Raw genomic sequence first — 22,251 nt, forward strand, 5'->3', positions numbered from 1 at the left:
AGCAACATCACCATGACCGACACCATCATTCACGGCCGCACGCTCGCCGACTGGAAGCGCGACCTCCCTCTCATCGCCGACCTCGTCGCCACCACTGAGACCCAGTGGTTCAACCCTGAGGTCCGTCCCACCACAGAGGCGATCGGGTCCGTAGGGCTCACCAACGACGACATCATCGACGCCGCGGCCCGTCTGAAGCGCTTCGCGCCGTATTTCCTCGCCGTCTTCCCGGAGACCGGACGCACGCTCGGCATCCTTGAGTCGCCCCTCGTCGGCGCCCCCGCGATGAAGAAGCGCCTTGAGCGCGAGGCAGGCCGCCCGCTGCCGGGCAACCTCATGCTGAAGCTGGACGCCGAGCTGCCGATCTCGGGTTCAATCAAGGCCCGCGGCGGGATCTACGAAGTACTCAGGCACGCCGAGGATCTCGCCGTGGGGGCCGGAATGCTGAGCCTCGACGACGACTACTCGGTCCTCGCCACTCCTCGCTTCACCGAGTTCTTCCGGAAGCACCAGGTGGCGGTGGGATCGACCGGCAACCTCGGACTGTCGATCGGGATCATGAGCGCGAAGCTCGGCTTCCGCGCCTCGGTTCACATGTCCGCCGACGCCCGCCAGTGGAAGAAGGACAAGCTCCGCGCCAACGGCGTCGAGGTCGTCGAGTACGCATCCGACTACTCTGTCGCCGTCGCAGAGGGCCGCAAGCAGGCCGAAGGGGATCCCTCCTGCTACTTCGTCGACGACGAAAACTCGACCAGCCTTTTCCTCGGATATGCGGTGGCAGCGCACCGGCTCGCCGGACAGCTCCAAGCCTTCGACGTCCCCGTTGACGCAGACCACCCGCTCTTCGTCTACCTCCCTTGCGGCGTTGGGGGTGGACCTGGCGGAGTCGCTTTCGGCCTCCGCGCCGAGTTCGGCGATGCCGTCCATCCCGTGTTCGCAGAGCCGACCCACTGCCCCAGCATGTTCCTCGGCGTCTACTCCGGGCTGCACGACGCGATGTCGGTCAACGACTTCGGGATCGATAACGTCACGGCGGCGGACGGGCTGGCGTGCGCGCGCCCCTCGGGCTTCGTGGGGAAGGCGATGCAGCACCTCGTCGACGGGTACTTCAGTGTCACGGACGAGAACCTCTACCGGATGCTGACCATGCTGCACGACGTGGAGGGCATCGACATCGAGCCGTCCTCGACCGCGGGACTCGCCGGCATGGCTCGCGTGGTTGGGGCCGACGACTACCGTTCCCGGATCGGCCTCGACGACGACCTGCTCGCTCGCTCGACCCACCTCGCATGGGCCACGGGCGGCAGCATGGTGCCCCGCGACGAGATGGCGGCATATGTGGCACACGGCCGGGAACTGTTGGGCTGAACATAGGAGGCACAGATGGTCGCGGACTCCGATCATGTCCGAAGCTTCGTCCCGCTTGTTGAGTTCCTAGGAAAGGTGCTCGGCGAGAACCACGAGGTGGTGCTGCACGATCTCTCCAACATCGACGCGTCGGTGATTGCCATCGCAAACGGCCACGTGACGAACCGCTCGGTCGGATCGCCAGCCACGGACTTCGTTCTGCGTGTCCGCGACGATCATCCCGCCGAGGAGCAGGACTTCGCCGTCAACTACCGCGGCACGATGCCCGGTTCGTCGACGGTGCTGACATCGTCGACGTTCTTCATCCGCAAGGAGGGCCGCATCGTCGGGATGCTCTGCATCAACACCGATCACACTCTGCTCCGGCAATTGGAAACCGTTGTCGCAGGCTTGGTGGGGGTATACCTGCCAAGCTCGGCAGAAGGACATGTCGAGGAGAACCTCGTCGCCTCGGTCGAAGAGGCAGCGAACCAGGTCATCCGCACGCTGGAGCAGGAGCGCGCAACTCGAGCTTCCCGTTTCCGCCTCGACGATCGGATTGAGGCCGTGCGCCGGTTGCATGAGCGTGGCTTCTTCCAGTTCAAGGGCTCGGTCCAGGCGATCTGCAACCAACTGGGTGTTTCTGAACCTACCGCCTACCGCTACATCCAGACCGCACGGGCAGAGCAAACGCGCCCAGCGGCGGGGAGCTAATGCCGCAGCGCTGACACTCCCATGGAAGACACGGTAGTCGCGTACGCCGAGGCCGCGCCGTCGTTCCGCTGTGAGCAGCGCCGAGCCACCTCACGAAGTGTCTCCGCAGTCAAGAGCCCGCAAGGTGGCGCCGCAGGAACTCGAGGTAGAGGGCGTCCATGTGTGCGCGTTGACGGTTGTCGGCCGCGCCGCCGTGGCCGCCCTCGATGTTCTCGTAATACCAGGCCCGCTTCCCTGTACCGGCGAGCTTCGCCATCATCTTGCGTGCGTGGCCGGGGTGTACGCGGTCGTCGCGCGTCGAGGTGAGCAGCAGCGTCGGCGGGTAGTCCCGCGCCGGGTCGAAAAGGTGGTACGGCGAGAACGTCTGGATGAAGTCCCAGTCGTCGGTGTCGGGGTCGCCGTACTCGTCCATCCACGACGCGCCCGCCAACAGGTGGCTGTAGCGCCGCATGTCGAGCAGCGGCACCTGGATGACGACGGCGCCGAACAGCTCCGGGTACCGCGTCAGCATGTTGCCGGTGAGCAGGCCGCCGTTGCTACCGCCGCGCACCCCGAGGCGCGCCGACGTGGTGACGCCGCTCGCGATCAGGTCGAGGGCGACGGCCGCGAAGTCCTCGTAGGCGCGGTGCCGGTTCTCGCGCAGCGCGGCCTGGTGCCAGCGCGGGCCGTACTCCCTCCTCCGCCGCGGATGTTGGCGACGGCGTACGACCCGCCGCGCTCCAGCCAGCCCTTGCCGACGCCAGGTGCATAGGCCGGGGTCAACGAGATCTCGAAGCCGCCGTAGCCGTAGAGCAGGGTCGGGTTGTCGGCGTCGACCCGGCCGCGTGGCCGGACCAGGAAGTAGGGAACGCGCGTGCCGTCGTCGGAGATCGCGAAGCGCTGCTCGGTCGCGTGGGTGTCCGCGTCAAAGAAGGCGGGCTCCGCCTTCAGCGTCTCCGGTGGTGTCGCGCCCACGGAGGCGTCGGCGAGCAGCAGCGTGCTGGGCGTCAGGAAGTCGGTCGCGATCACCCACAGCTCGTCCGAGGTCTCGTCGTCGACGGCTCCGACCTCGATCGTGCCGAGCGCAGGCACTCCCGCGAGGGGGCGCTTCTCCCAGCCGGCCTCGCCTGGGGTGAGGATGGTCACGACGCTCTTCACGTCGTCGAGCACGGTCAGCACGATGTGGTGGCGCGTGACCGTGACGTCGGACAGCGCGGTCGTGTCCGTCGGAGCGAAGAGGACAGCAAGGTCGCGAGCGCCGGCGAGGTAGTCGTCGAGGCGGATGGCGACCAGCGCGCCCGCCGGATGCGTGACATCACCGACGGCCCACGGCTCGCGCAGCTCGATGAACAGCCACGCGCGATGGATGAACTTGTTGGCCGAGTCCGGGGCGTCGATGCGCTGGAAGGTGCGCTCGGTGTCGGCCAGGTACAGCGCGGTGTCGCGGCTGTCGAGGTAGTGGACGAGGAGGTCGCGCTCGAAGCCGGGCGTGCGGTCGTGGTGGGGGTAAATGCCGTAGCCGACGTTGTCCTCCGGCCCCTCGAACACCGCGTCGGCCTCGGCCAGGGGCGCGCCGCGACGCCACCTGCGGGCGAAGCGGGCGTAGCCTGCGCGGTTGACGCTGCCGGGGCCGGTGTCGGTGACCAGGTAGACGGTGTCCTCATCGATCCAGGTCAGGTGCCCCTTGGCCTCCGGGCGTTCGAAGCCGCCGTCGACGAAGGCACGCGCGTCGACGTCGAACTCGCGGGTGACGTCGGCGTCCGATCCGCCCCGCGACAGCGCGATCAGGCACCGCGGATGGTCGGGCCGGAGGAACTCGACGCCATGCCACACCCAGTTCTCGTCCTCCGCGCGGTTTAGGTCGTCGAGGTCGAGGACCGCCTCCCAGGCGGGTTCCGGCGTGCGGTACTCGGAGAGCGTCGTCCGGCGCCACACACCTCGCGGGTGCTCGGCGTCGCGCCAGAAGTTGTAGTACCAGTCGCCGCGCTTGGCGACGAACGGGATCTTCTCCGCGGAGTCATAGATGGCCGCGAGTTCGCCCTCTAGCCGCGCGAACTCGTCGGTGCCGGCGAGCTCGGCCTCCGTCACGCCGTTCTGGGCGCGCACCCAGTCGAGCGCCGCTGGGTCGTCGATGTCTTCCAGCCACAGGTGCGGGTCGGTCATGGTGCTCCTTCGTCGGCCCCACCCTAGCCGTGTGCCCATCCCCCACCTGAGTAGGCTGCGAACCATGCCCGACCGCTGCGTTCCCCCAGCGCAGGAATGGGCACCGTCATGGTTTCCGCAGTACCTAAGTCCTGGTTTTGCAGCATCTAAGTCGGGGTTTTAGCAGGTATCAAGTCGGGGATCTAGCAGCCGGCATGCGCACTACGGCGCGACGAACGCGGGTAGCATCGGGCCATGTTTCAGGACTCTCGGCTCGCGCCCGCGGCGCTGCTGGCCGGGCCGCGGGGGCGCCGGATGCTGCTCCAGTTCGCGTGTCAGGCGGAGGTCGCGGGCGGGCCTGACCATGCCGGTCCCCTGTCGATGGCGGTCGCCGACGCGAGCTACCGCCTCGCGAAGAGGGCGGGCAAGAGCATCACCCGCTCGACTTGGGGATCGCCCGACGGTGCGACTGATCCCCTTGCGGCACAACCCTCCCACGTCGCAGCGCTCCTCGCCGCGACGCGGTTCGTCACCCCGACCGCGGAGCTGCTGAGGTCCTGCCTCGCGGCCTCCGTCGATGCAGCGACGTACTGGGAAGGCCCCGAGGGCGACGACCTCCTCGCGGCGGTGCCCACTGTGCGCGACGCACTGCGCCCGGTGGCGGAGTTGATCTGCGCATCGCCGGAGTCCGACTGGCTGGGCGATCGCATCTCCGAGGGGAACCAGGTGGGCCTGCGCTGGCTTGAGGCACCCACCACTCACCGGCAGCCCGCGGGCCAGGCGCTCCGATCCTGGCGCGCGGATCTCGTCGCCGAGGAACAGCGGGCCGCGCGCGACCGTCCTGCGGATCCGACGGCCCCGTACAGCGGAACGTGGTGGTCGACTCCCCCGCACGGCCTCCCGGTCACCTGCGCGCCGCTCTTCGACCAGACGCCGTCGGGTCTCTGGTTCGTCGAGGACACCCTCGGATGGTCCCGCGCGGATGCCTTACCCGTCGATACCCCGGCCGATGCCCACGTGCTGGAGATCAACGGCGCCGACGACTGGGCAGCGTTGTGCCGGGCCCGGCCACTCGCGGTGACGGCGTCGAGGCGACACGACTGGTACCGCGCAACGGGATGGACGGGCTCCCTTGTCATCCCGGACTGGGCCGGGCTCGCCTGCGACTACGACGCCGTCCACCTGTCCTACGCCGGCTATCTGGCGGCGGCCGGCGTCGCCATCCGGGTGATCGACGGCACGGCCAGCGTCATCGCGGGCTGGAACCCCGGCGCCACCTACTGGCTTGTCGACAAAGCGGAAGCCGGCGAGCCGACCCGCTGGCATCGAGACGACGACACGGGCGAGCCTCGGTGGACGTCACAGGCGCCTGACGAGGCGCGTGCCGAATAGCGCGTCACTCGAAGAGCGCGCGGTTGTCGCAGGTCCAGCGGATCCGGTCCGCGGCCGGGCGCCACATACTCCAGCGCGCCGAGACGCGGCAGGACGACGGTCGCAGTGCGAAGGGCGCCCTGCCGTGTCAGTGGCCGGGTCAGGCGACCCCGAACACCTCGCGCTCGAGCCGCGCGTAGCTCGTCTCCATGCCGTCGGCCATGCCGGTGGCAAGTATCATCTCGCGAGTCTCGGCGTCGGGGTAGTTCCCCACCATGGTCAGCAGCGTGCCGCCCTCGACCGGGGTGAGGGTCAGCTCGTTGACGACGACGGGGCCGTCCATCCCGATCATCGCCTCGGTGGTGACCGCGCGCACCGGCGCGAGGACCTCGGTCAGCTGGCCGGTGAAGCCGAACCGGTCGCCGGTCTCCTCGTTCTCCCACTCGTAGCGGTAGGTCTCGCCGACGGAGGTGGCCACCTCGCACACCGGCATCGTCCAGCCGTCGGGGCCGAGCTGCCAGCGGCGCAGGAGCTCTGGCTCGTGATGCGCGCGCCACACCTGGTCGACCGTGCCGCGGATGACGCGGCTGATCCGCGCCCGGGTGTCGCCGAGCAGCTGGACCACGATGCCGTTGCCTGCGGCGAACGACGCGAGGTCGGCCAGCACGTCGTCGATCTGACCCATGGCGGCGCGCATGCCCTCGACCATGCCCATGGCAACGAGCTTCTCGAGCTCGTCCGCGGACGCGAAGTGGCTGGTGGTGGTCATCCGCGAGCCGCCGTCGGTTGCCTCGAAGACGAACTCCATCCTGATGGTGGGCATCGCGGTGTTGGGGGCGCCCTCGTCGTCGGCGAAGCCGTCGAGCACCTCGAAGCTCCTGCCCTCGTCGACGCTCAGGAACTCCCAGTAGCCGCAGGAGCGGTCGCCGTCGGGCCCGATCATGGCGTAGTCCGAGCGGCCGCCGACGGCGACGTCGTGCCGGGTGAAGGTGGCGGGCCAGCCGGGCGGCCCCCAGAAGCGCTCGAGCTGGCGCGGGTCGGCGTAGGCGTCCCAGAGGCGGCGCACGGGAACGGGGAAGTCGGCGACGACGGTGAGCGTCAGGGCCTCGGGATCCTGAGTGACGGACGTGATGGGCATGGCGGCTCCTTTCAGGAGTCCTCGGCGAAGAGGTCGTCGAGGCGAGAGATACGGCTCTGCCACAGCCGCGTGAAGTGGTCAAGCAACGCTTGGGCCTTGCTGATGGTCTCGGGATTCGCCCGGACCCTCCGCTCGCGCCCGGAGGGAATCTTCGTCACGAGACCCGCTCCCTCCAGGACCGCGACGTGCTTCTGCACCGCCGCGAAGCTCATGTCGTAGTCGGCGGCCAGGTTCGAGACCGTCACCTCGCCGACGAGCGTGCGACGCAGGATGTCGCGCCTCGTCGCGTCGGCGAGTGCCCGGAAGATCCGGTCCACCTCGCCGTTGGTGAGGTCCGTCTGAGAAACACCATCTACAACCATTTGGTTGTAGATTAACGTGGCTGCGCTCCGGTGTCAACGGCGCACGGAGCGACCGTTCTGTAGATAATTCTGTCTACACGCCGTATCCTGGGGACATGAGCATCACAACGACGATCCGCGTCACTCGCCCCGCGCGCGACGCCCTGAACGAGCTGGCAGCAAGACGCGGCGAGACCCTCACCGAGACAGTCACCCGAGCGGTCCGACTGCTGGAACAAGAGTTCATCGGGCAGGACCTCTCGGAGCCGCTACGCGACGACGAGCAAGCTTGGCTTGATGCTGACGCCGGGTGACGTGGTTGAACTCGACCTCGGTGTGCCGTCCGGCTCCGAGGCAGGGCTGCGTCGTCTCGCCGTCGTCGTTACCGCACACCAGATCCTCCGCGGTGGCCCGAACGTCATCCAGGTCGTCCCCTTGACAAGCACCATTCGCGACAGCGGCGCCGAAGTCGCCGTCGAATCGGATGCGCACAACGGTCTCAGCGTCGTCTCCGCTGCACAGTGTCAACACATCCGGTCCGTCGCCACGGCGCGCGTGAGCGCGCGCGTCGGCAACGTGGGCCCTGCCACCCTCCGGCAGATCCGCGACGTCGTGGCGCTCATCATCGACGCCTGAGCGCTCAGAAGGTGCGGTACGGCCGGCTCGCCACAACCGCAGAGGCGCCCCGCACCCAAGGGTGCGGGGCGCCCCTCTATAGCGACGACGTCAGCCGGCGGTGCGGACCGGGAGCGTCTTCGGCTTGAACGACGGGCGGGTCGCCTCGTAGGCGGCGATCGCATCGGCGTGCTGCAGCGTCAGCGAGATGTCGTCGAGGCCGTTCAGCAGGCGGTGCTTCGTGTAGTCGTCGATCTGGAAGCTCACGACGAGGTCGCCGCGGGTGATCGTCTGCGACGGCAGGTCCACCGTGGTCTCGACGTATCCGTCCGCGTCGATCGCGGCCCAGAGCAGGTCGCGATCCTCCTCCGAGACCAGCGCGATCAGCAGGCCGGCCTTGCCCGAGTTCGAGCGGAAGATGTCGCCAAAGCGCGTGCCGATCACGACCTTGAAGCCGTAGTTCTGCAGCGCCCACACGGCGTGCTCGCGGGAGGAGCCGGTGCCGAAGTCCGGCCCGGGAATCAGGATCGTGCCACCCGTGAACGGCGCCCGGTTCAGCACGAACTCGGGGTCGCTGCGCCAGGCGGCGAACAGGCCGTCCTCGAAGCCGGTCCGGGTGATCCGCTTCAGGTACACAGCGGGGATGATCTGGTCGGTGTCGACGTTGCTGCGCTGCAGCGGGACGGCGATGCCGGTGTGGTTGATAAAGGCATCCATGGTCAGCGTCCAATCAGGTCGGCAGGGGCGGCCAGGTGGCCGGCGATGGCGGTGGCGGCGGCGACGGCCGGCGACACCAAGTGCGTACGCCCGCCCTTGCCCTGGCGGCCCTCGAAGTTGCGGTTCGACGTCGACGCCGAGCGCTCGCCCGGGGTCAGCTGGTCGGGGTTCATGCCCAGGCACATCGAGCAGCCGGCGGCACGCCATTCGGCGCCGAAGTCCAGGAACACCTGGTCGAGACCCTCAAGCTCGGCCTCGATGCGGACGCGGGCCGAGCCCGGCACGACAAGCATCCGGATGTTGTCGGCCTTCTTCTGGCCCTTCAGCACCGACGCCGCGAGGCGCAGGTCCTCGATGCGGCCGTTGGTGCAGGAGCCGAGGAAAACGGTGTCGACCTTGATGTCGCGCATCGGGGTGCCCGGCGTCAGGTCCATGTACTCCAGGGCCCGCTTCGCGGTTGCCTGCTCGACCTCGGAGTCGAAGTCCTCGGGGGCGGGGACGGTTCCGCCCAGCGGGACGCCGTGGCCCGGGTTGGTGCCCCAGGTGACGAACGGGGTGAGCCGCGTGGCGTCGATGTCGACCTCGACGTCGAAGGTGGCGTCGTCGTCGGACTTCAGGGTGCGCCAGTACTCGACGGCGGCATCCCAGTCCTCGCCCTCGGGCGCGTGCGGGCGGCCCTTCAGGTACGCGAAGGTGGTGTCGTCGGGCGCCATCATGCCGGCCTTGGCGCCCCACTCGATCGACATGTTGCAGATCGTCATGCGGCCCTCCATCGAGAGGTTCTCGATGGTCGTGCCGCGGTACTCGACGATGTAGCCCTGGCCGCCGCCGGTGCCGACCTTCGCGATCAGCGCCAGCACGACGTCCTTGGCGGTCACGCCGTCGGGCAGTTCGCCGTTGATGTTGACGGCCATGGTCTTCGGTTTGGCCTGCGGCAGGGTCTGGGTGGCCAGCACGTGCTCAACCTCGGAGGTGCCGATGCCGTAAGCCAGCGCGCCGAAAGCGCCGTGGGTGGAGGTGTGCGAGTCGCCGCAGACGATCGTCATGCCCGGCTGGGTCACGCCCAACTGGGGGCCGATGATGTGGACGACGCCCTGGTCCTTGTCGCCCAGCGAGTGGATGCGCACGCCGAAGTCCTTGGCGTTCTGGCGCAGCGTGTCGACCTGCTTCTTCGAGACCGGGTCGGCGATGGGAGCCAGGATGTTCAGCGTCGGGGTGTTGTGATCCTCGGTGGCAAGCGTCAGGTCCGTGCGGCGCACCGGGCGGCCCGCCAGCCGAAGGCCCTCGAAGGCCTGCGGGCTGGTCACCTCGTGCACGAGATGCAGGTCGATGTACAGCAGGTCCGGCTCACCCTCGGCCGAGCGGACGACGTGCGCGTCCCATACCTTTTCGCTCAGGGTCTTACCCATGGCTCCTCGCTTCTCATGCGGATCGATTTCTCGAGCCCAAGTATGCGCGCCCCTGCGCCGACCCAGCAGTTGCGTGTCCAGCATTCGGACTGTTAGTCTCAACATATGGACGAAACTTCTGGCGTCGGCGTACTCGACAAGGCGGCCGCGGTGCTCTCTGCATTGGAGCGGAATCCCTTGACCCTCGCGGGCCTCGTGACCGCTACTGGGCTGGCCCGGCCGACGGCGCATCGCCTCGCCGTCGCTCTGGAGCACCACCGCTTCGTCGGACGCGATCTACAGGGCCGCTTCGTGCTCGGTCCGCGCCTGATCGAGCTGGCCGAGTCGGCCGGCGAGGATCCGCTGCTGGCCACGGCCGGCCCCATCCTCAACCGCCTGCGCGACATCACGGGCGAGTCCGTGCAGCTGTTCCGGCGCCAGGGCGAGGCGCGCATCTGCGTCGCCGCCGTCGAGCGCCCGCAGGGCCTGCGGGACACCGTGCCCGTCGGCTCCCAGCTGCCGATGACCGCCGGGTCGGCGGCACAGGTGCTTCTCGCCTGGGAAGAGCCGGAGAAGCTGGAGAAGCTCGTCGAGGGCGCCTCGTTCTCGCTCTCCACGCTGCAGGCCGTGCGCCGTCGGGGCTGGTCGCAGTCGGTCGCCGAGCGGGAGGCCGGCGTGGCTTCCGTGTCGGCGCCGGTCCTCGCGCCGTCGGGCAAGCTGATCGCCGCCGTCTCGGTGTCGGGCCCCATCGAGCGCCTGACCCGCTCCCCCGGCCGCCTCCACGCCCCCGCCGTCCTCGCCGCGGCCGAGCGGCTGAGCGACGTGCTTCGCCGCAGCGGCAACCCGGAGTAGGTCCCGGACGACCCTGTCCCTTGGCGCCCGCGCCGTACTAACGTGAGCCCATGATCAAGGAAGCTCAGCCGAGCACCGGCATCCCCGGCCTCGACCAGACCATCGAGGGCCTGTGGCTGGGCGACAACGTCGTCTGGCATGTCGACCTCGCCAGCGACTTCCTCACCGTCGTCGAGCCCTTCATAGCCCGCGCAAAACGCGACGGCCGCCGCGTCGTCCACGTCAGGTTCGGCATTCGCGAGCCATGGCTCGACCACGTCGAGGGCGTCGAGACCCGCCTCATCGACCCGACGGTCGGCTTCGAGAGCTTCTCCGTCGAGGTCCTTGACCTTCTCGTGGAGGTCGGCCAGTTCTCCTACTACGTGTTCGATCCGTTGCCGGACCTCCACCAGGCGTGGAACTCGGACCTCATGGTGATGAACTTCTTCCAGATCACCTGTCCCCCGCTGTTCGAGCTGGACACCATCGCCTACTTCGCGCTGATCCGACACGAGCACACGTTCGCGACGGTGGCGGGCATCCGCCAGACGACGCAGCTGCTGCTCGACCTCCACCGCATCGACGACGAGCTGTACGTCAAGCCGCTCAAGGTATGGCGCCGGCACTCCCCGACGATGTTCTTCCCTCACCTCCTCACGGGCGGCGACGCGATCTCGGTCACGTCGTCGGGCGTGACCGCGAGCCTTTTCGCATCGGTTGCGCGGCGGATCGACAGCCCGGACCCGTGGGAGCGCCGCGTCGACGAGGCATGGGGGGCGCTGACCGGCCCCGCGGAGGAGCAGGCGGAGGCCCGCGACGCGCTACTCAGGATGATCGTCGGCACGCACGGTCGGATCGTCGAGCTCTGCCGCGCCCACATGAGCCTGATCGATCTGCTCGCCGTGGCGTCACGAATGATCGGAACGGGCCGCATCGGAGGCAAGTCGGTCGGCATGCTGCTCGCGCGCTCCATGCTCGAGCACGACAACGCCCACCGGTTCGCGGGCAGGCTCGAGCCGCACGACTCCTTCTTCGTCGGAGCCGATGTGTTCGTCAGCTTCCTCATCGCCAACGGCTGGTGGGACTTGTGGACACACCACAAGAGGCAGGGGTACTTCGACGCCGCGTCCGACCTGCACACCGCGATCCCGACGGGCCGGTTCCCTCAGCGGATCCGCGAGGAGTTCCTGCAGCTGATGGAGTACTTCGGCTCCTCGCCGATCATCGTGCGGTCCAGCTCGTTGCTGGAGGACGACTACGGCAACGCGTTCGCGGGCAAGTACGAGAGCGTTTTCCTCGCCAACCAGGGTGGCCCCGACACGCGCTTGGAGGCCTTCGAGGACGCCATCCGCACTGTCTACGCCTCCGCCGTCGGCGTCGACGCGCTGCGCTACCGTGCCGACCGCGGCCTGGGCGAGCACGACGAGCAGATGGCGGTGCTCGTCCAACGCGTCTCCGGCGACCTGTTCGGCGAGCTGTTCTTTCCGCCCGTGGCGGGCGTGGCCAACAGCTCGAGCCTCTACGTCTGGGACTCGGACCTCCCCGACCGGGGCATGGCGCGCCTCGTCGTCGGGCTCGGGACCCGCGCCGTCGACCGGAAGGGCGGCGACTTCGCCCGCATCGTGGCGCTGGCCGACCCGCTGGCCTCCCCCGGTGGCGACGAGGACGCGGGCCGGTATTCGCAGCGCAGAGTCGACGTCCTCGACCTCGCCAGTGACACGATCCACCCGCTCCCCATGGCTGCGGTGCGCGCGGCGGCGGCCCGACTCGACTGGTCGCTGTTCGCGAGCCGCGACAGGGCGGCGGAACGGCGGCTGAGGGAACTCGGCAGGCGCCGCCCCGCGCATCCGATGGAGGTCATCGACTTCGCGGGTCTGCTGAGCGGCGGTCTCCCCGAGCTCATGGCCGACATGCTCGCCTGCCTCGCCCACGGCTATGCGCACCCGGTGGACACGGAGTTCACGATCAACTTCGACCGCTCGGGCCAGCCGACGCTGAACCTCGTGCAGTGCCGGCCGCTACAGACCCGCGGCGTCGGGCGTTCCGTGCGGATCCCGGACTTCGACGCCGAGCGCAGCCTGATGGCCACGACAGGGTCGTTCATGGGCGGGAACGCGCAGCTCCCGCTCGACCTCGTCGTCGCGGTCCGCCCCGACGTCTATCTCGGCCTCGGTGAGCAGGCGCGCTACGAGGTGGCGAGGCTGATCGGCACGGTGAACCGCAAGCTCGACGGCCGGGCTGCGCTGCTGATGGGCCCGGGCCGCTGGGGTACGACGACGGCGTCGCTGGGCGTGCCCGCGCACTTCGTCGACCTCAACCATTTCGCGGTGCTGTGCGAGCACACCTACAGCGCGGGCGAGTTCCGGCCGGAGCTGAGCTATGGCAGCCACTTCTTCCAGGAGTTGGTCGAGTCCGACATCTTCTACGTGGCGGCCTTCGATGGAAGGCCGGGGGTGCACTTCAACCCGGCCCGCGTGCTGGACGAGCCCAACCTGCTTGCCGAGTTCGCCCCGAACGCCGGAGCGCTGGGCGACGCGCTGCACGTGGCCGACGCCGGCGGGCTGACGCTCTACGCCGACATCGTCGCGCAGCAGTTGCTGATCCAGTAGTGGCCGACGTCGGAGCCAGGTTGGTGCCATGTCGGAGGTTCCGGGCAATGCGAAAGGCCCTAGCCAACCTTGTGTTGACTAGGGCCTTAATCTCTTGTAGCCCCGACGGGATTCGAACCCGCGCTACCGCCTTGAGAGGGCGGCGTGCTAGGCCGCTACACAACGGGGCCTCTAGCGCATGGAAGGTTTACACCTTCCGCAGGGGTACCAGGACTCGAACCTGAACTAGCGGAACCAGAAACCGCCGGGCTGCCAATTACCCCATACCCCTAGAGAGCTCGGTTTCCCGATCCTCTAGGCGCCCGGTTTCCCGGGCACGAGTAAGAACAGTACACCATCGCGAACCAAGCCCACAAGTTGTGGGGATCTCTGGTCCGCGAATCCTCCCCGCGCCGACAAAATAGCTAGCCAACCCCGGATTAGGGGGTCCGGGTCGCGAGCCTCATCGCCACGCCGATCCGCCAGGCGACGACCGCGAAGACGGCGAACCCCGAGATGTCCCAGGCCGCGTCGCTCCAGGAGATCGCCCGCACCGCGCGCAACTCCGCGACCGACGTCGTGAACAGGGCATAGGCATAGGCGGCGACGTTGTTGACGACGTGTGCGGCGATGCCGGCCTCAAGGCCGCCAGTCAGCACGACCAGCGCTCCGGCGGCGAGCCCGAAGGCCAGCCTGTGCGCGAACAGCGCAGGGTTCTGCACCCCGTGCATCAGCGCGAACAGCAGCGAGGACCCGACGACACCCACCCACGTCCGGCCCGCCGCGGAGCCGATGGCCTGCAGCAGGTACCCACGGAAGAACACCTCCTCGGCAGCCGCCTGCAGCGGCGCCGTGACGGCGATGAACGCCAGGAAGGTCAGCCAACCCGACTGCCCGCTGTGGAACGTCGGCCCGCCCTTCACCGCGTACCCCAGCCACAGCACGGCGTTCAGCACGACCACGGCGACGATGACCATCAGCAGCAGGTATCGCCACCGGATGCCGGGATGCACGGACGCCAGCCAGCGCGGGCGAACGCCGTGGATGTAACGGACGATCAGCAGCGAGATCGGGATCAGCAGCGCCAAGGCCAGGTGCCCTGCAACAGGGCCTTCCGGCAGCTGATAGGCCTGCGCCGCCTGGCGATACTGCTCCCAGTCGCCCCCGCGGAGGAGATGACCGACGCGCAGCACCAGTTGCGATGCCAACGGAATGAAGATGGCGAAGGCCATTAACCCGACGACGATCCCGAACATCGAAGAGATGCCGTGGAAGCCGTCGCGGCGCAGCGCGAGAGGATAGGTGAGGCCGCCCGGCGGGTCGACGGCAGGCGTTCCGGAGAGCAGGAGACCGGGGGCGGCACTCACGCGTCGGCGACCGGGTTGCTGAGGGTGCCCAAGCCGTCGATCGTGACGTGGACGAGATCACCGGGCTGCATGGCGCCGACACCGGCCGGGGTCCCGGTCAGCACGACGTCCCCCGGCAGCAGCGTGACGGACCGGGTGATGAAGCTGATCAGCTCAGCGATGCCGCGCACCATCTGCGAGGTCGAGCCGTCCTGGCGCACCTCGTCGTTCAGGCGGGTCTCGATCGACAGCGCGCCGGCCTCTTCGATCGTGACGTGCGTGTTGATCCACGGCCCGAGAGGCAGGAACGTGTCGGAGCCCTTCGCCCGGAACCACTGGCCGTCGGAGCGCTGCCAGTCACGAGCCGTGACGTCGTTGGCGATGGTGTAGCCGAAGATGACCTCGGGGACACGCTCGACGGGAACCTGCTTGCAGATCCGGCCGATGACGACGGCGAGCTCGCCCTCATAGCTCAGCTCGGCGCAGCCCTCCGGCCGGATGATCGTGTCGTCGGGGCCGACGACGGACGTGTTGGGCTTGAGGAAGACCAGCGGGGTTTCGGGCACCGCACCCCCCATCTCGGCCGCGTGCTCTGCGTAGTTCTTGCCGACGCCGACGACCTTCGACCGCGGAATCACCGGGGCGAGGAGGCGCACGTCGTCGAGCTCGTGCCGTTCGCCGGTGTAGTTGACGGCCCCGCCCGCGAGCGGATCACCGGTCAGGGTGGCGATGGTGTCGGGATGGTCTCCCCCGTCGACGCTGAGTTCGATGATCCCGTACGCGGGGTCCTGTCCGGCTTTGGCGAAACGTGCGATGCGCATGCGCACAGGGTAGCCGCGTTGTCCGCCGCCGACGCGCCGACGCCCGTGCCGACAGATCAGTCGGTGGAGACCAGGTGCGTCATGATGCCGTAAACGAACGCGTCGATCAGGGCCTCCCAGGAGGCCTCGATGACGTTGGTGCCGACGCCGACCGTCGTCCAGGAGTACCCGCCGTAGGCGGTGTCGATGAGCGTACGCACCGAGGCGTCGGTGCCGTGTCCCTCGTCGAGGATGCGGACGCGGTAGTCGGTGAGGTCGAACTCGGCGACCTCCGGGAAGGCCGGGATCAGCGCGGCTCGCAGGGCAGCGTCGAGCGCGTTGACGGGGCCGTTGCCCTCGCCGACGACCATCCGACGCTCGGCCTTGGCATGGAGCTTCACCGTCGCCTCGGAGATGTTGATGCCGTCGCGTTCCTCGGTGAACACGCGCCAGGAGTGGACCTCGAAGGGTAGTTCGAGCACGCCGAGCTGGTCGCGGAGCAGCAGCTCGAAGCTGGCATCCGCCGACTCGTAGGAGTACCCCTCGGCCTCACGGGCCTTGACGACGCCGGTGATCCGGGCGGCCTGCTCGCGGTCGCCGAGGTCGAAGCCCAGCTGCTCGCCCTTGATCTGGATGTTGGCGCGGCCCGCCATGTCGGAGATCAGCATGCGCATGTCATTGCCGACGATGGCCGGATCGATGTGCTGGTAGAGGTTCTCGTCGACCTTGATCGCGGAGGCGTGCAGGCCCGCCTTGTGCGCGAAGCTCGAGTGGCCGACGTAGGGCTGGCGGCCCACAAGCGGCTGGTGTGCGACCAGCGCGATCGCGTGCGCGATGCGGGTCAGCTCGGCGAGCTGTTCCGCGGGCAGGATGTCCCAGCCGTACTTGATCTGCAGGTTGGGGATGAGGGCAGAGAGGTCGGCGTTGCCGGTGCGCTCGCCGTATCCGTTGAACGTTCCCTGCACGTGCATCACGCCGGCCTCGACCGCGGCGAGCGTGTTGGCAACGGCGCAGGCGGTGTCGTTGTGGCAGTGGATGCCGAGGTTCGCACCCGTCGCGGCGGCGGCCTCGACGACCTCGCCCATCCAGCTGGGCAGCATGCCGCCGTTGGTGTCGCATAGCACGACGACCTCTGCGCCCGCGTCGTGCGCCGTCTGCACCACCTTGATGGCGTACTCGGGGTTGGCGCGGTAACCGTCGAAGAAGTGCTCGCAGTCGACGAAGACGTGCTTGCCCTGCGAGCGCAGGAACTGCACGGTGTCCGTGACCATCTCGAGGTTCTCCTCGAGCGTGGTGCGCAGGGCGCGGAACACGTGCTCGTCGTGCGACTTCGCGACGATGCAGATGTAGTCCGTGTCGGCGTCGACGAGGGCCTTGGTCAGTGCGTCGCTCTCAGCCTTCGCGCCCGCCTTGCGGGTGGCCCCGAACGCCACCAGCTTCGAGTGCGTGAGGTCGAGTTTCTTGGCGAGTTGGAAGAACTCGGTGTCGGCAGGGTTCGCGCCCGGCCAACCGCCCTCGATGAACGTGACGCCCAGCTCGTCGAGGTAGCCCGCAATCTTGAGCTTGTCCGTGACGGAGAGGTTCAGTCCCTCCTGCTGTCCGCCATCGCGTAACGAGGTGTCGAACACGTGGAACTCGGCGGGGCGCACGGGCAACGTTGGCATAAGGGCTCCTCCATAGGGTCAGGGGCGCGGCGAAGTTTACGCGCCCGCGAGGCGTTTCGGATGTCTCATTCAGTGGACGGACAGTGAGACGGGCGACACCGGCCGCGCCCGCTCCGTAGGGTCTCCCCATGACTTCAGCCAGCATTGCCGTCATCGGCGGCGACGGCATCGGCCCCGAGGTGACGGCGGAGGCGCTCAAGGCGCTGACCGCGGTCGCCGGCCCCGATGCGTTCGACTTCGTCCACTACGACCTCGGGGCGGAGCGCTGGCAGCGCACCGGCGAGGTCCTGCCCGACTCGGTGCTCGAGGAACTGAAGGGAGCCGACGCCATCGTCCTCGGCGCCGTTGGCGCGGCCCCTGGCTCCACGGCCATCCCCAGCGGCCTCCTCGAGCGTGGCCTGCTGCTGAAGCTCCGCTTCGCGTTCGACCACGCCATCAACCTGCGCCCGTCCAAGCTCTATCCGGGAGTGCCGACGCCGCTCGCGCCGAGCGTCGTCGAGGGCAAGGACGTCGACTTCGTCGTCGTCCGCGAGGGCACCGAGGGTCTGTACTGCGGCAATGGCGGCGCGGTGCGCGTCGGCACCCCGCACGAGCTGGCCACCGAGGTCTCGATCAACACCGCCTACGGCGTGGAGCGCGTCGTCCGCGACGCCTACCGTCGCGCCCAGTCGCGCCGCGGCCACCTCACCCTGCTCCACAAGCACAACGTGCTGGTCAACGCCGGGTCGCTGTGGAACCGAGTCTTCCAGGAGGTCGGGCGCGAGTTCCCGGATGTCGAGCAGAAGTACCTGCACATCGACGCCGCGATGATCGCGCTGGTCGTCGACCCTTCGCAGTTCGACGTGATCGTCACCGACAACCTGTTCGGCGACATCGTCACCGACCTGGCCGCGGCCGTCACCGGCGGCATCGGCCTGGCCGCGTCGGCCAACATCAACCCCAGCGGCGAGTTCCCGTCGATGTTCGAGCCCGTGCACGGCTCCGCCCCCGACATCGCGGGTAAGGGCATCGCCGACCCGACCGCGGCCATCTCCTCGATGGCGCTGCTGCTCGACCACCTGGGCAAGCCGGAGTTGGCGGCCAAGATCGACGAGGCGGTGTCCGCCGACATCGCCGAGCGCGGCGCGCAGAAGTTCGGCACCGTCGAGATCGGCGACCGCATCGCCGCCCGCCTCGCGAGCTGAGCATCACGCTCCTTGACCCGCGACGAAGGAGCGAAGCGACGCAGCGCGCGTCGAAAGGGCTGGCGAGAGTTCCGCGTCACCGACCAGGCCGTCGAGGTGAGCAGACGGCAACTCGAGGGAGGACTCGACGGAGCCACCCTCTCGGTGATCCCCGGAGCAGGGGCGACGGGCGCACCTGTCGCTGCGTCCGGGCGGCGCAGCCCGGTCAGACCATCCGCCGGTGGCTCCACCGAGCATCCCGCGAACGCCTCGGACGTGACGGGCAACAGCGCACCGAGTACGACGCAGCCGCCGCAGAGGCGGATCCGCGCCAAGCAGTGATCTCCGCCATCGACACAACCTGGCTGCAAACGTGCGATCGACAGCATCACGCTCGTTAGCGTGGTTGGAAGAGTCAGCATGCTGACTCTTCCAACCATGCTGATGCCGATGTCGGTTCAGATCGAACGTTTGCAGCCACGTTGACCTCAGACGAGACCCTCACCGGTTGGGGCGCCGAGCAAGGGGGCACGCTCGGCGGCTCAAGGAACGGATGGCGCTACCGCGCCTGTAACGTCGACGCCGGGTCACCGCGTACTAGCTGGTGACGAAGGGAAACCGGATGCACGAGATCGACGAGTTCGAGGCGTGGGCCGTTCAGGCCACGCCGCGGCTCTTTCGCCACGCCAGGCTGCTCATGGGCGACTGGCAGTTGGCCGAGGACCTCGTGCAGGACACGCTCGCGAAGATGTACGTCAACTGGCACCGGGTGGACCAGGGGCAGAACCCGACGGGGTACGCGCTGCAGACCCTCTTCCGACTCTTCGTCTCCCGCCGCCGGAAGAAGTCCTCGGGCGAGATCGCCACCGACCTCATCCCGGAGACCCTCGCCGGCTACAAGATCGACCACGAGCTGCGACTCGACCTGGCCAGGGCCCTGGCCGAGCTGAAGCCCACGGAACGGGCTGTCGTCGTCGCGCGCTACATCGACGACAGGCCCGTCGCCGAGGTGGCGACGCTCCTCGACCGATCCGAGGGGTGGGTGCGCACCACCTCCTCCCGCGCCCTGGCGCGGCTCCGCCACCATCCCCAACTGGCCCCGTTGGCCGCCAACGCCTGAAGGAATTGATCATGCACACCGACAACACCGAACTGACCGACGCCCAGACCCAGGCCCTCGTCCGGCGCGGCATCGCGAAGGGCCGCAGGATGAACACCACCCGCCGCGCCGTCAGCGGCGTCGCGGCCCTCGCCGTCGTCGGCGCGCTGAGCATCGGCGCGTTCAACGTCGTCAACGCCGTCTCCCCCGGCAACAACATCGCGCCCGCCGCGCCGCCGGCCCCGACGGCACCTCAGGAGGCGCCGCCCGCGTCCGAGGCCCCGGCGGGCCCGATCGAGCAGGAGAACCTGCGGAAGGTCGAGGCCGAGAAGGTGGATCCCGCCCAGGAGGATCAGAACGCCAAGCAGGGCCAGGACGAGCAGCCGCCCGCCCCGAACATGTCCACCTCCAAGAAGCTGAAGGCCGCAGTCAAGGAACTCCTGCCGGATGCCAGGTTCGAGTTCGCGGATGGAGGCACCGAGACCGACCACGCGGCCATCCTCAAGATCCCCAGCGACGACGGCTACGCCACCGTCGACCTGTTCCTCTTCGACGGCGGTGGCTACGACCTCGACGGCCCGGGCATGGTCCAGGTCGGCAAGAAGAACGTCTGGTACTTCGCGGGCTCCCTCGACGACAAGCAGGGTAAGCACGACTGGTACTACCAGCGCGAGGACGGCGCCCAGATCAACTTCTACCTGAGCACCATCAAGCGCTCCGGCGAGGATGGCAAGAAGATCACGTCGACCACGAGCACGCTGCCGCTCGGCCAGGACGAGATCGCGAAGCTGCTGAGCTCGCCCGTGTGGGACGACGTCCTGGACGAGATGATGGCGTCGCGCTAGCCAACCCGCGCCACAACTACCGGCTCCGTGGGCACGTCCCGCGGGGCCGGTAGCGTCGTTCCGGGGAGACTCCGCCACCACGCCCACTCCCGCAGGCACACCTACGAGATAGACAGCGCTCCATCACCGAGGTACGCAACCTTGCTGGTCAAGAACTCAGCGCGTCAGGCGAAGCAGGAGGACGATTCGGCGCCAACGCCGAGAAAGACCGTCAAGTACTCGCCGATGCAGCCGATCCACAATCCGCCTTCGGTGCTGTACCCCGGCACCCGCTGCCTAGGCTGCCTCCAGACCAGCACCGTCAACGCCATCGGAATCTGTGACAGCTGCGGGCCGGCCTAGAGCAGCACCACCGGCGTGACCTCTACAGGCTGAGGTGAGAGGTCGCGCGGCGACGGAAGGGTCGTGCCCGGCAGCGAGGCCGCCGCGGAGCCGTAGGCGATCGACGAGGCGAGGCACTCGGCGGGCGGGCGCCCGGCGACCTGGGCGAGGATGAAGCCGGCCACGGCCGAGTCCCCTGCGCCGACGGTGCTGCGCACCTCCGTGCGGGGCGCGCGGCCGAACCAGGCGCCGTCGGCGTTCACGAGCACGGCGCCCGCGCCGCCGAGGGTCACGAGCACGTTCGAGACGCCGCGGAGGTGCAAGTCTCGGGCCGCCGCGACGATGTCGCCGACCTCACCCGCCGCCGCAGCCTGCTCGAACGCAGCCGCGTCGCCACCCACCAGCTGCGCAAGCTCGTCGGAGTTGGGCTTGATCAGGTCGAAGCGACCCTCCGGCAGCGCGGCCAGGACGGCGTCGAGCGCCGCCTCGGAGGTGTCGACGGCGACCCGCGCCCCCAATCGGGCCAGTCGCGTGATGAGCTGCGCATACCAGTCGTCGGGGGCGCCTGGCGGCAGCGAGCCGGACAGCGCCACCCACGCGGCGCCTCGGGCGGAGGCGAGCAGCAGTTCAGCGGCAACCTCGAGTTGTTCAGCTGTGAGCGTCGGGCCCGCCTCGTTGATCTTCGTGGTCACGCCCGCGGAGTCGGTGAGCGTGGTGTTGATCCGGACCCGCTGGCCCGCACCCAACCGCTGCCCCTGCACTTCGATCGAGGGCCGGGCCTCCTCCGCGAGCCGCCGGAACGCGTCGTCGAGGCCCGCGGCGACGACGGTGACCGGGCAGCCGGCGAGCCGCAGCACCCGGGCGACGTTCACTCCCTTGCCCGCGGCCTGCTCGGTCACACCGAGCGCCCGGGTCACCTCGCCGGGCGCGAGCGGACCGGGAAGGAGGACGGTCCGGTCGATGCTGGGGTTGGCCGTGAAGGTGAGGACCCTCGCCAGTGCGGGTTCGCTCATCATGTTCGTTCCTCCTCTGACGGACTGCGTCTAGGCGAGAGTGACCTCTAGCCCTGCCGCCTCGAGCGCGGCGCGGGCGGCGAGCGGGAGCTGCTCGTCGGTGACAAGGCCGTCGACGTCCGCCAGCGCAGCGAAGCGGACGGCCTCGTCGGAGCCGAACTTCGCCGAGTCGGCGAGGACGTAGACGTGGCGCGCGGCGCGCACCATCGCCTCCTTCATCGCAGCCTCGGCGGGGTCCGGGGTCGAGAACCCATGCTCGACGGAGATGCCGTTGGTTCCCATGAACGCGACGTCGACCCTCAGCTTCGCCAACATGGCGTGGGCCTCGGCGCCGACGATCGCCTGCGTCACTCCACGCACGCGGCCGCCCAGCAGGAAGACCTCGATCCCCGGCCGCTCGGCGAGGACTCCCGCCGAGCGCACCGAGTTGGTGAAGACCGTGCTCACACGCTCTGGGAGGAGGCCGCACAGCTTGGCCGTCGTCGTGCCGGAGTCGAGCAGCACGGTCAACTCGCGGCCCTCGGGGAGGAGGTCGACGGCGCGGGTGGCGATCGCCAGCTTCTCCGGCTGGGCCGTCTCCTCGCGCGCGCCGACCGGCGCCTCACCCCGCGGGAGCTTGTCCGGGGGCACCGCGCCGCCGTGGACCCGGCTGAGCAGCCCGTCGCGCGCGAGTGCGTCGAGGTCCCTCCGGATGGTCTCCGCCGTCACGCCGAACCTCGTCGCAAGGTCGGCGACGGAGACCCGCCCCAGTTCCCGGGCCCAGGTCACGATCGCGCTCTGTCGTTCCTCCGCGTACATGGGAGACACCTTAAGGTCTGGCCTCGCCCGC

22 protein-coding genes and 2 tRNA genes are annotated in these 22,251 nt (G+C 68.9%); 11 read left to right on the top strand and 13 right to left on the bottom strand.

The window, feature by feature from the left end:
• Positions 1-12 precede the first annotated feature (12 nt).
• Positions 13-1,368, top strand: a complete 1,356-nt coding sequence (locus IPJ61_RS10325) for a D-serine ammonia-lyase (protein ID WP_297106640.1) — start codon at positions 13-15, stop codon at positions 1,366-1,368.
• Between the two features lie 15 nt (positions 1,369-1,383).
• Positions 1,384-2,061 carry a helix-turn-helix transcriptional regulator gene (locus IPJ61_RS10330; RefSeq protein WP_297106643.1) on the top strand — a complete coding sequence of 226 codons (678 nt, stop codon included), beginning with the start codon at positions 1,384-1,386 and terminating at the stop codon, positions 2,059-2,061.
• A gap of 109 nt (positions 2,062-2,170) precedes the next feature.
• Here the strand turns inward: IPJ61_RS10330 and IPJ61_RS10335 are convergent, their stop codons facing one another.
• Together IPJ61_RS10335 and IPJ61_RS10340 are read right to left on the bottom strand one after the other, a co-directional pair.
• Positions 2,171-2,704: a prolyl oligopeptidase family serine peptidase gene (locus IPJ61_RS10335; protein ID WP_297108130.1), complete on the bottom strand. Its 534-nt coding sequence runs from the start codon at positions 2,702-2,704 to the stop codon at positions 2,171-2,173.
• Complete coding sequence (locus IPJ61_RS10340) at positions 2,647-4,203, bottom strand: prolyl oligopeptidase family protein (RefSeq protein ID WP_297106645.1); 1,557 nt, start codon at positions 4,201-4,203, stop codon at positions 2,647-2,649. Before IPJ61_RS10340 ends, IPJ61_RS10335 begins: the two co-directional genes overlap by 58 nt.
• 234 nt (positions 4,204-4,437) lie before the next feature.
• Here IPJ61_RS10340 and IPJ61_RS10345 point away from each other — a divergent pair, with 234 nt between their 5' ends.
• The gene (locus IPJ61_RS10345) at positions 4,438-5,574 is read left to right on the top strand and encodes a hypothetical protein (protein WP_297106648.1); all 1,137 of its coding nucleotides are present in this window, start codon (positions 4,438-4,440) and stop codon (positions 5,572-5,574) included.
• 139 nt (positions 5,575-5,713) lie between these two features.
• Here IPJ61_RS10345 and IPJ61_RS10350 read toward each other — a convergent pair whose 3' ends face one another.
• Together IPJ61_RS10350 and IPJ61_RS10355 are read right to left on the bottom strand one after the other, a co-directional pair.
• Positions 5,714-6,691 (bottom strand): SRPBCC family protein, encoded by a 978-nt coding sequence (locus tag IPJ61_RS10350; protein ID WP_297106650.1) that lies wholly within the window; start codon positions 6,689-6,691, stop codon positions 5,714-5,716.
• A gap of 11 nt (positions 6,692-6,702) precedes the next feature.
• Positions 6,703-7,053 (bottom strand): ArsR/SmtB family transcription factor, encoded by a 351-nt coding sequence (locus IPJ61_RS10355; RefSeq protein WP_297106653.1) that lies wholly within the window; start codon positions 7,051-7,053, stop codon positions 6,703-6,705.
• A 95-nt stretch (positions 7,054-7,148) separates the two neighbouring features.
• On the opposite strand from IPJ61_RS10355, the gene IPJ61_RS10360 reads away from it, so the two are divergent.
• On the top strand, positions 7,149-7,346 hold the full coding sequence (locus tag IPJ61_RS10360) for a hypothetical protein (protein WP_297106656.1): 198 nt from the start codon (positions 7,149-7,151) through the stop codon (positions 7,344-7,346).
• The gene (locus IPJ61_RS10365; protein ID WP_297106659.1) at positions 7,330-7,668 is read left to right on the top strand and encodes a type II toxin-antitoxin system PemK/MazF family toxin; all 339 of its coding nucleotides are present in this window, start codon (positions 7,330-7,332) and stop codon (positions 7,666-7,668) included. Before IPJ61_RS10360 ends, IPJ61_RS10365 begins: the two co-directional genes overlap by 17 nt.
• 90 nt (positions 7,669-7,758) lie before the next feature.
• Here the strand turns inward: IPJ61_RS10365 and leuD are convergent, their stop codons facing one another.
• On the bottom strand, positions 7,759-8,364 hold the full coding sequence (leuD, locus tag IPJ61_RS10370) for a 3-isopropylmalate dehydratase small subunit (RefSeq protein ID WP_297106661.1): 606 nt from the start codon (positions 8,362-8,364) through the stop codon (positions 7,759-7,761).
• Between the two features lie 2 nt (positions 8,365-8,366).
• The gene (gene leuC / locus IPJ61_RS10375; protein WP_297106664.1) at positions 8,367-9,773 is read right to left on the bottom strand and encodes a 3-isopropylmalate dehydratase large subunit; all 1,407 of its coding nucleotides are present in this window, start codon (positions 9,771-9,773) and stop codon (positions 8,367-8,369) included.
• A 105-nt stretch (positions 9,774-9,878) separates the two neighbouring features.
• On the opposite strand from leuC, the gene IPJ61_RS10380 reads away from it, so the two are divergent.
• Complete coding sequence (locus tag IPJ61_RS10380) at positions 9,879-10,604, top strand: IclR family transcriptional regulator (protein WP_297106666.1); 726 nt, start codon at positions 9,879-9,881, stop codon at positions 10,602-10,604.
• A gap of 50 nt (positions 10,605-10,654) precedes the next feature.
• The gene (locus IPJ61_RS10385; RefSeq protein WP_297106669.1) at positions 10,655-13,192 is read left to right on the top strand and encodes a PEP/pyruvate-binding domain-containing protein; all 2,538 of its coding nucleotides are present in this window, start codon (positions 10,655-10,657) and stop codon (positions 13,190-13,192) included.
• A gap of 97 nt (positions 13,193-13,289) precedes the next feature.
• Here the strand turns inward: IPJ61_RS10385 and IPJ61_RS10390 are convergent.
• The 5 genes from IPJ61_RS10390 to cimA all read right to left on the bottom strand — a co-directional run bounded on the left by IPJ61_RS10390 (position 13,290) and on the right by cimA (position 16,981).
• Positions 13,290-13,362, bottom strand: a tRNA-Glu gene (locus tag IPJ61_RS10390).
• Positions 13,363-13,391: 29 nt separating this feature from the next.
• Positions 13,392-13,463, bottom strand: a tRNA-Gln gene (locus IPJ61_RS10395).
• Positions 13,464-13,611: 148 nt separating this feature from the next.
• Entirely contained in the window at positions 13,612-14,538 is a 927-nt protein-coding gene (locus tag IPJ61_RS10400) for a CPBP family intramembrane glutamic endopeptidase (protein WP_297106672.1), read from the bottom strand.
• Positions 14,535-15,338, bottom strand: a complete 804-nt coding sequence (locus IPJ61_RS10405; RefSeq protein ID WP_297106675.1) for a fumarylacetoacetate hydrolase family protein — start codon at positions 15,336-15,338, stop codon at positions 14,535-14,537. Before IPJ61_RS10405 ends, IPJ61_RS10400 begins: the two co-directional genes overlap by 4 nt.
• A 56-nt stretch (positions 15,339-15,394) precedes the next feature.
• On the bottom strand, positions 15,395-16,981 hold the full coding sequence (gene cimA / locus IPJ61_RS10410; protein WP_297106678.1) for a citramalate synthase: 1,587 nt from the start codon (positions 16,979-16,981) through the stop codon (positions 15,395-15,397).
• Between the two features lie 128 nt (positions 16,982-17,109).
• Here cimA and IPJ61_RS10415 point away from each other — a divergent pair, with 128 nt between their 5' ends.
• From IPJ61_RS10415 to IPJ61_RS10430, 4 genes are all read left to right on the top strand, one after another.
• Positions 17,110-18,165: a 3-isopropylmalate dehydrogenase gene (locus IPJ61_RS10415; protein ID WP_297106680.1), complete on the top strand. Its 1,056-nt coding sequence runs from the start codon at positions 17,110-17,112 to the stop codon at positions 18,163-18,165.
• 12 nt (positions 18,166-18,177) lie between these two features.
• The gene (locus IPJ61_RS10420; protein ID WP_297106682.1) at positions 18,178-18,486 is read left to right on the top strand and encodes a hypothetical protein; all 309 of its coding nucleotides are present in this window, start codon (positions 18,178-18,180) and stop codon (positions 18,484-18,486) included.
• A 280-nt stretch (positions 18,487-18,766) separates the two neighbouring features.
• Positions 18,767-19,264 carry a SigE family RNA polymerase sigma factor gene (locus IPJ61_RS10425; protein ID WP_297106685.1) on the top strand — a complete coding sequence of 166 codons (498 nt, stop codon included), beginning with the start codon at positions 18,767-18,769 and terminating at the stop codon, positions 19,262-19,264.
• A gap of 11 nt (positions 19,265-19,275) precedes the next feature.
• Positions 19,276-20,088, top strand: coding sequence for a hypothetical protein (locus IPJ61_RS10430; protein WP_297106688.1), 813 nt, complete (start codon positions 19,276-19,278; stop codon positions 20,086-20,088).
• A gap of 338 nt (positions 20,089-20,426) precedes the next feature.
• Here the strand turns inward: IPJ61_RS10430 and IPJ61_RS10435 are convergent, their stop codons facing one another.
• Positions 20,427-21,422 (bottom strand): 1-phosphofructokinase family hexose kinase, encoded by a 996-nt coding sequence (locus IPJ61_RS10435; RefSeq protein ID WP_297106691.1) that lies wholly within the window; start codon positions 21,420-21,422, stop codon positions 20,427-20,429.
• 30 nt (positions 21,423-21,452) lie between these two features.
• The gene (locus IPJ61_RS10440; protein WP_297106695.1) at positions 21,453-22,220 is read right to left on the bottom strand and encodes a DeoR/GlpR family DNA-binding transcription regulator; all 768 of its coding nucleotides are present in this window, start codon (positions 22,218-22,220) and stop codon (positions 21,453-21,455) included.
• Positions 22,221-22,251: the final 31 nt, after the last annotated feature.

Source organism: Tessaracoccus sp. (assembly GCF_016714275.1).
Lineage (GTDB): Bacteria > Actinomycetota > Actinomycetes > Propionibacteriales > Propionibacteriaceae > Arachnia.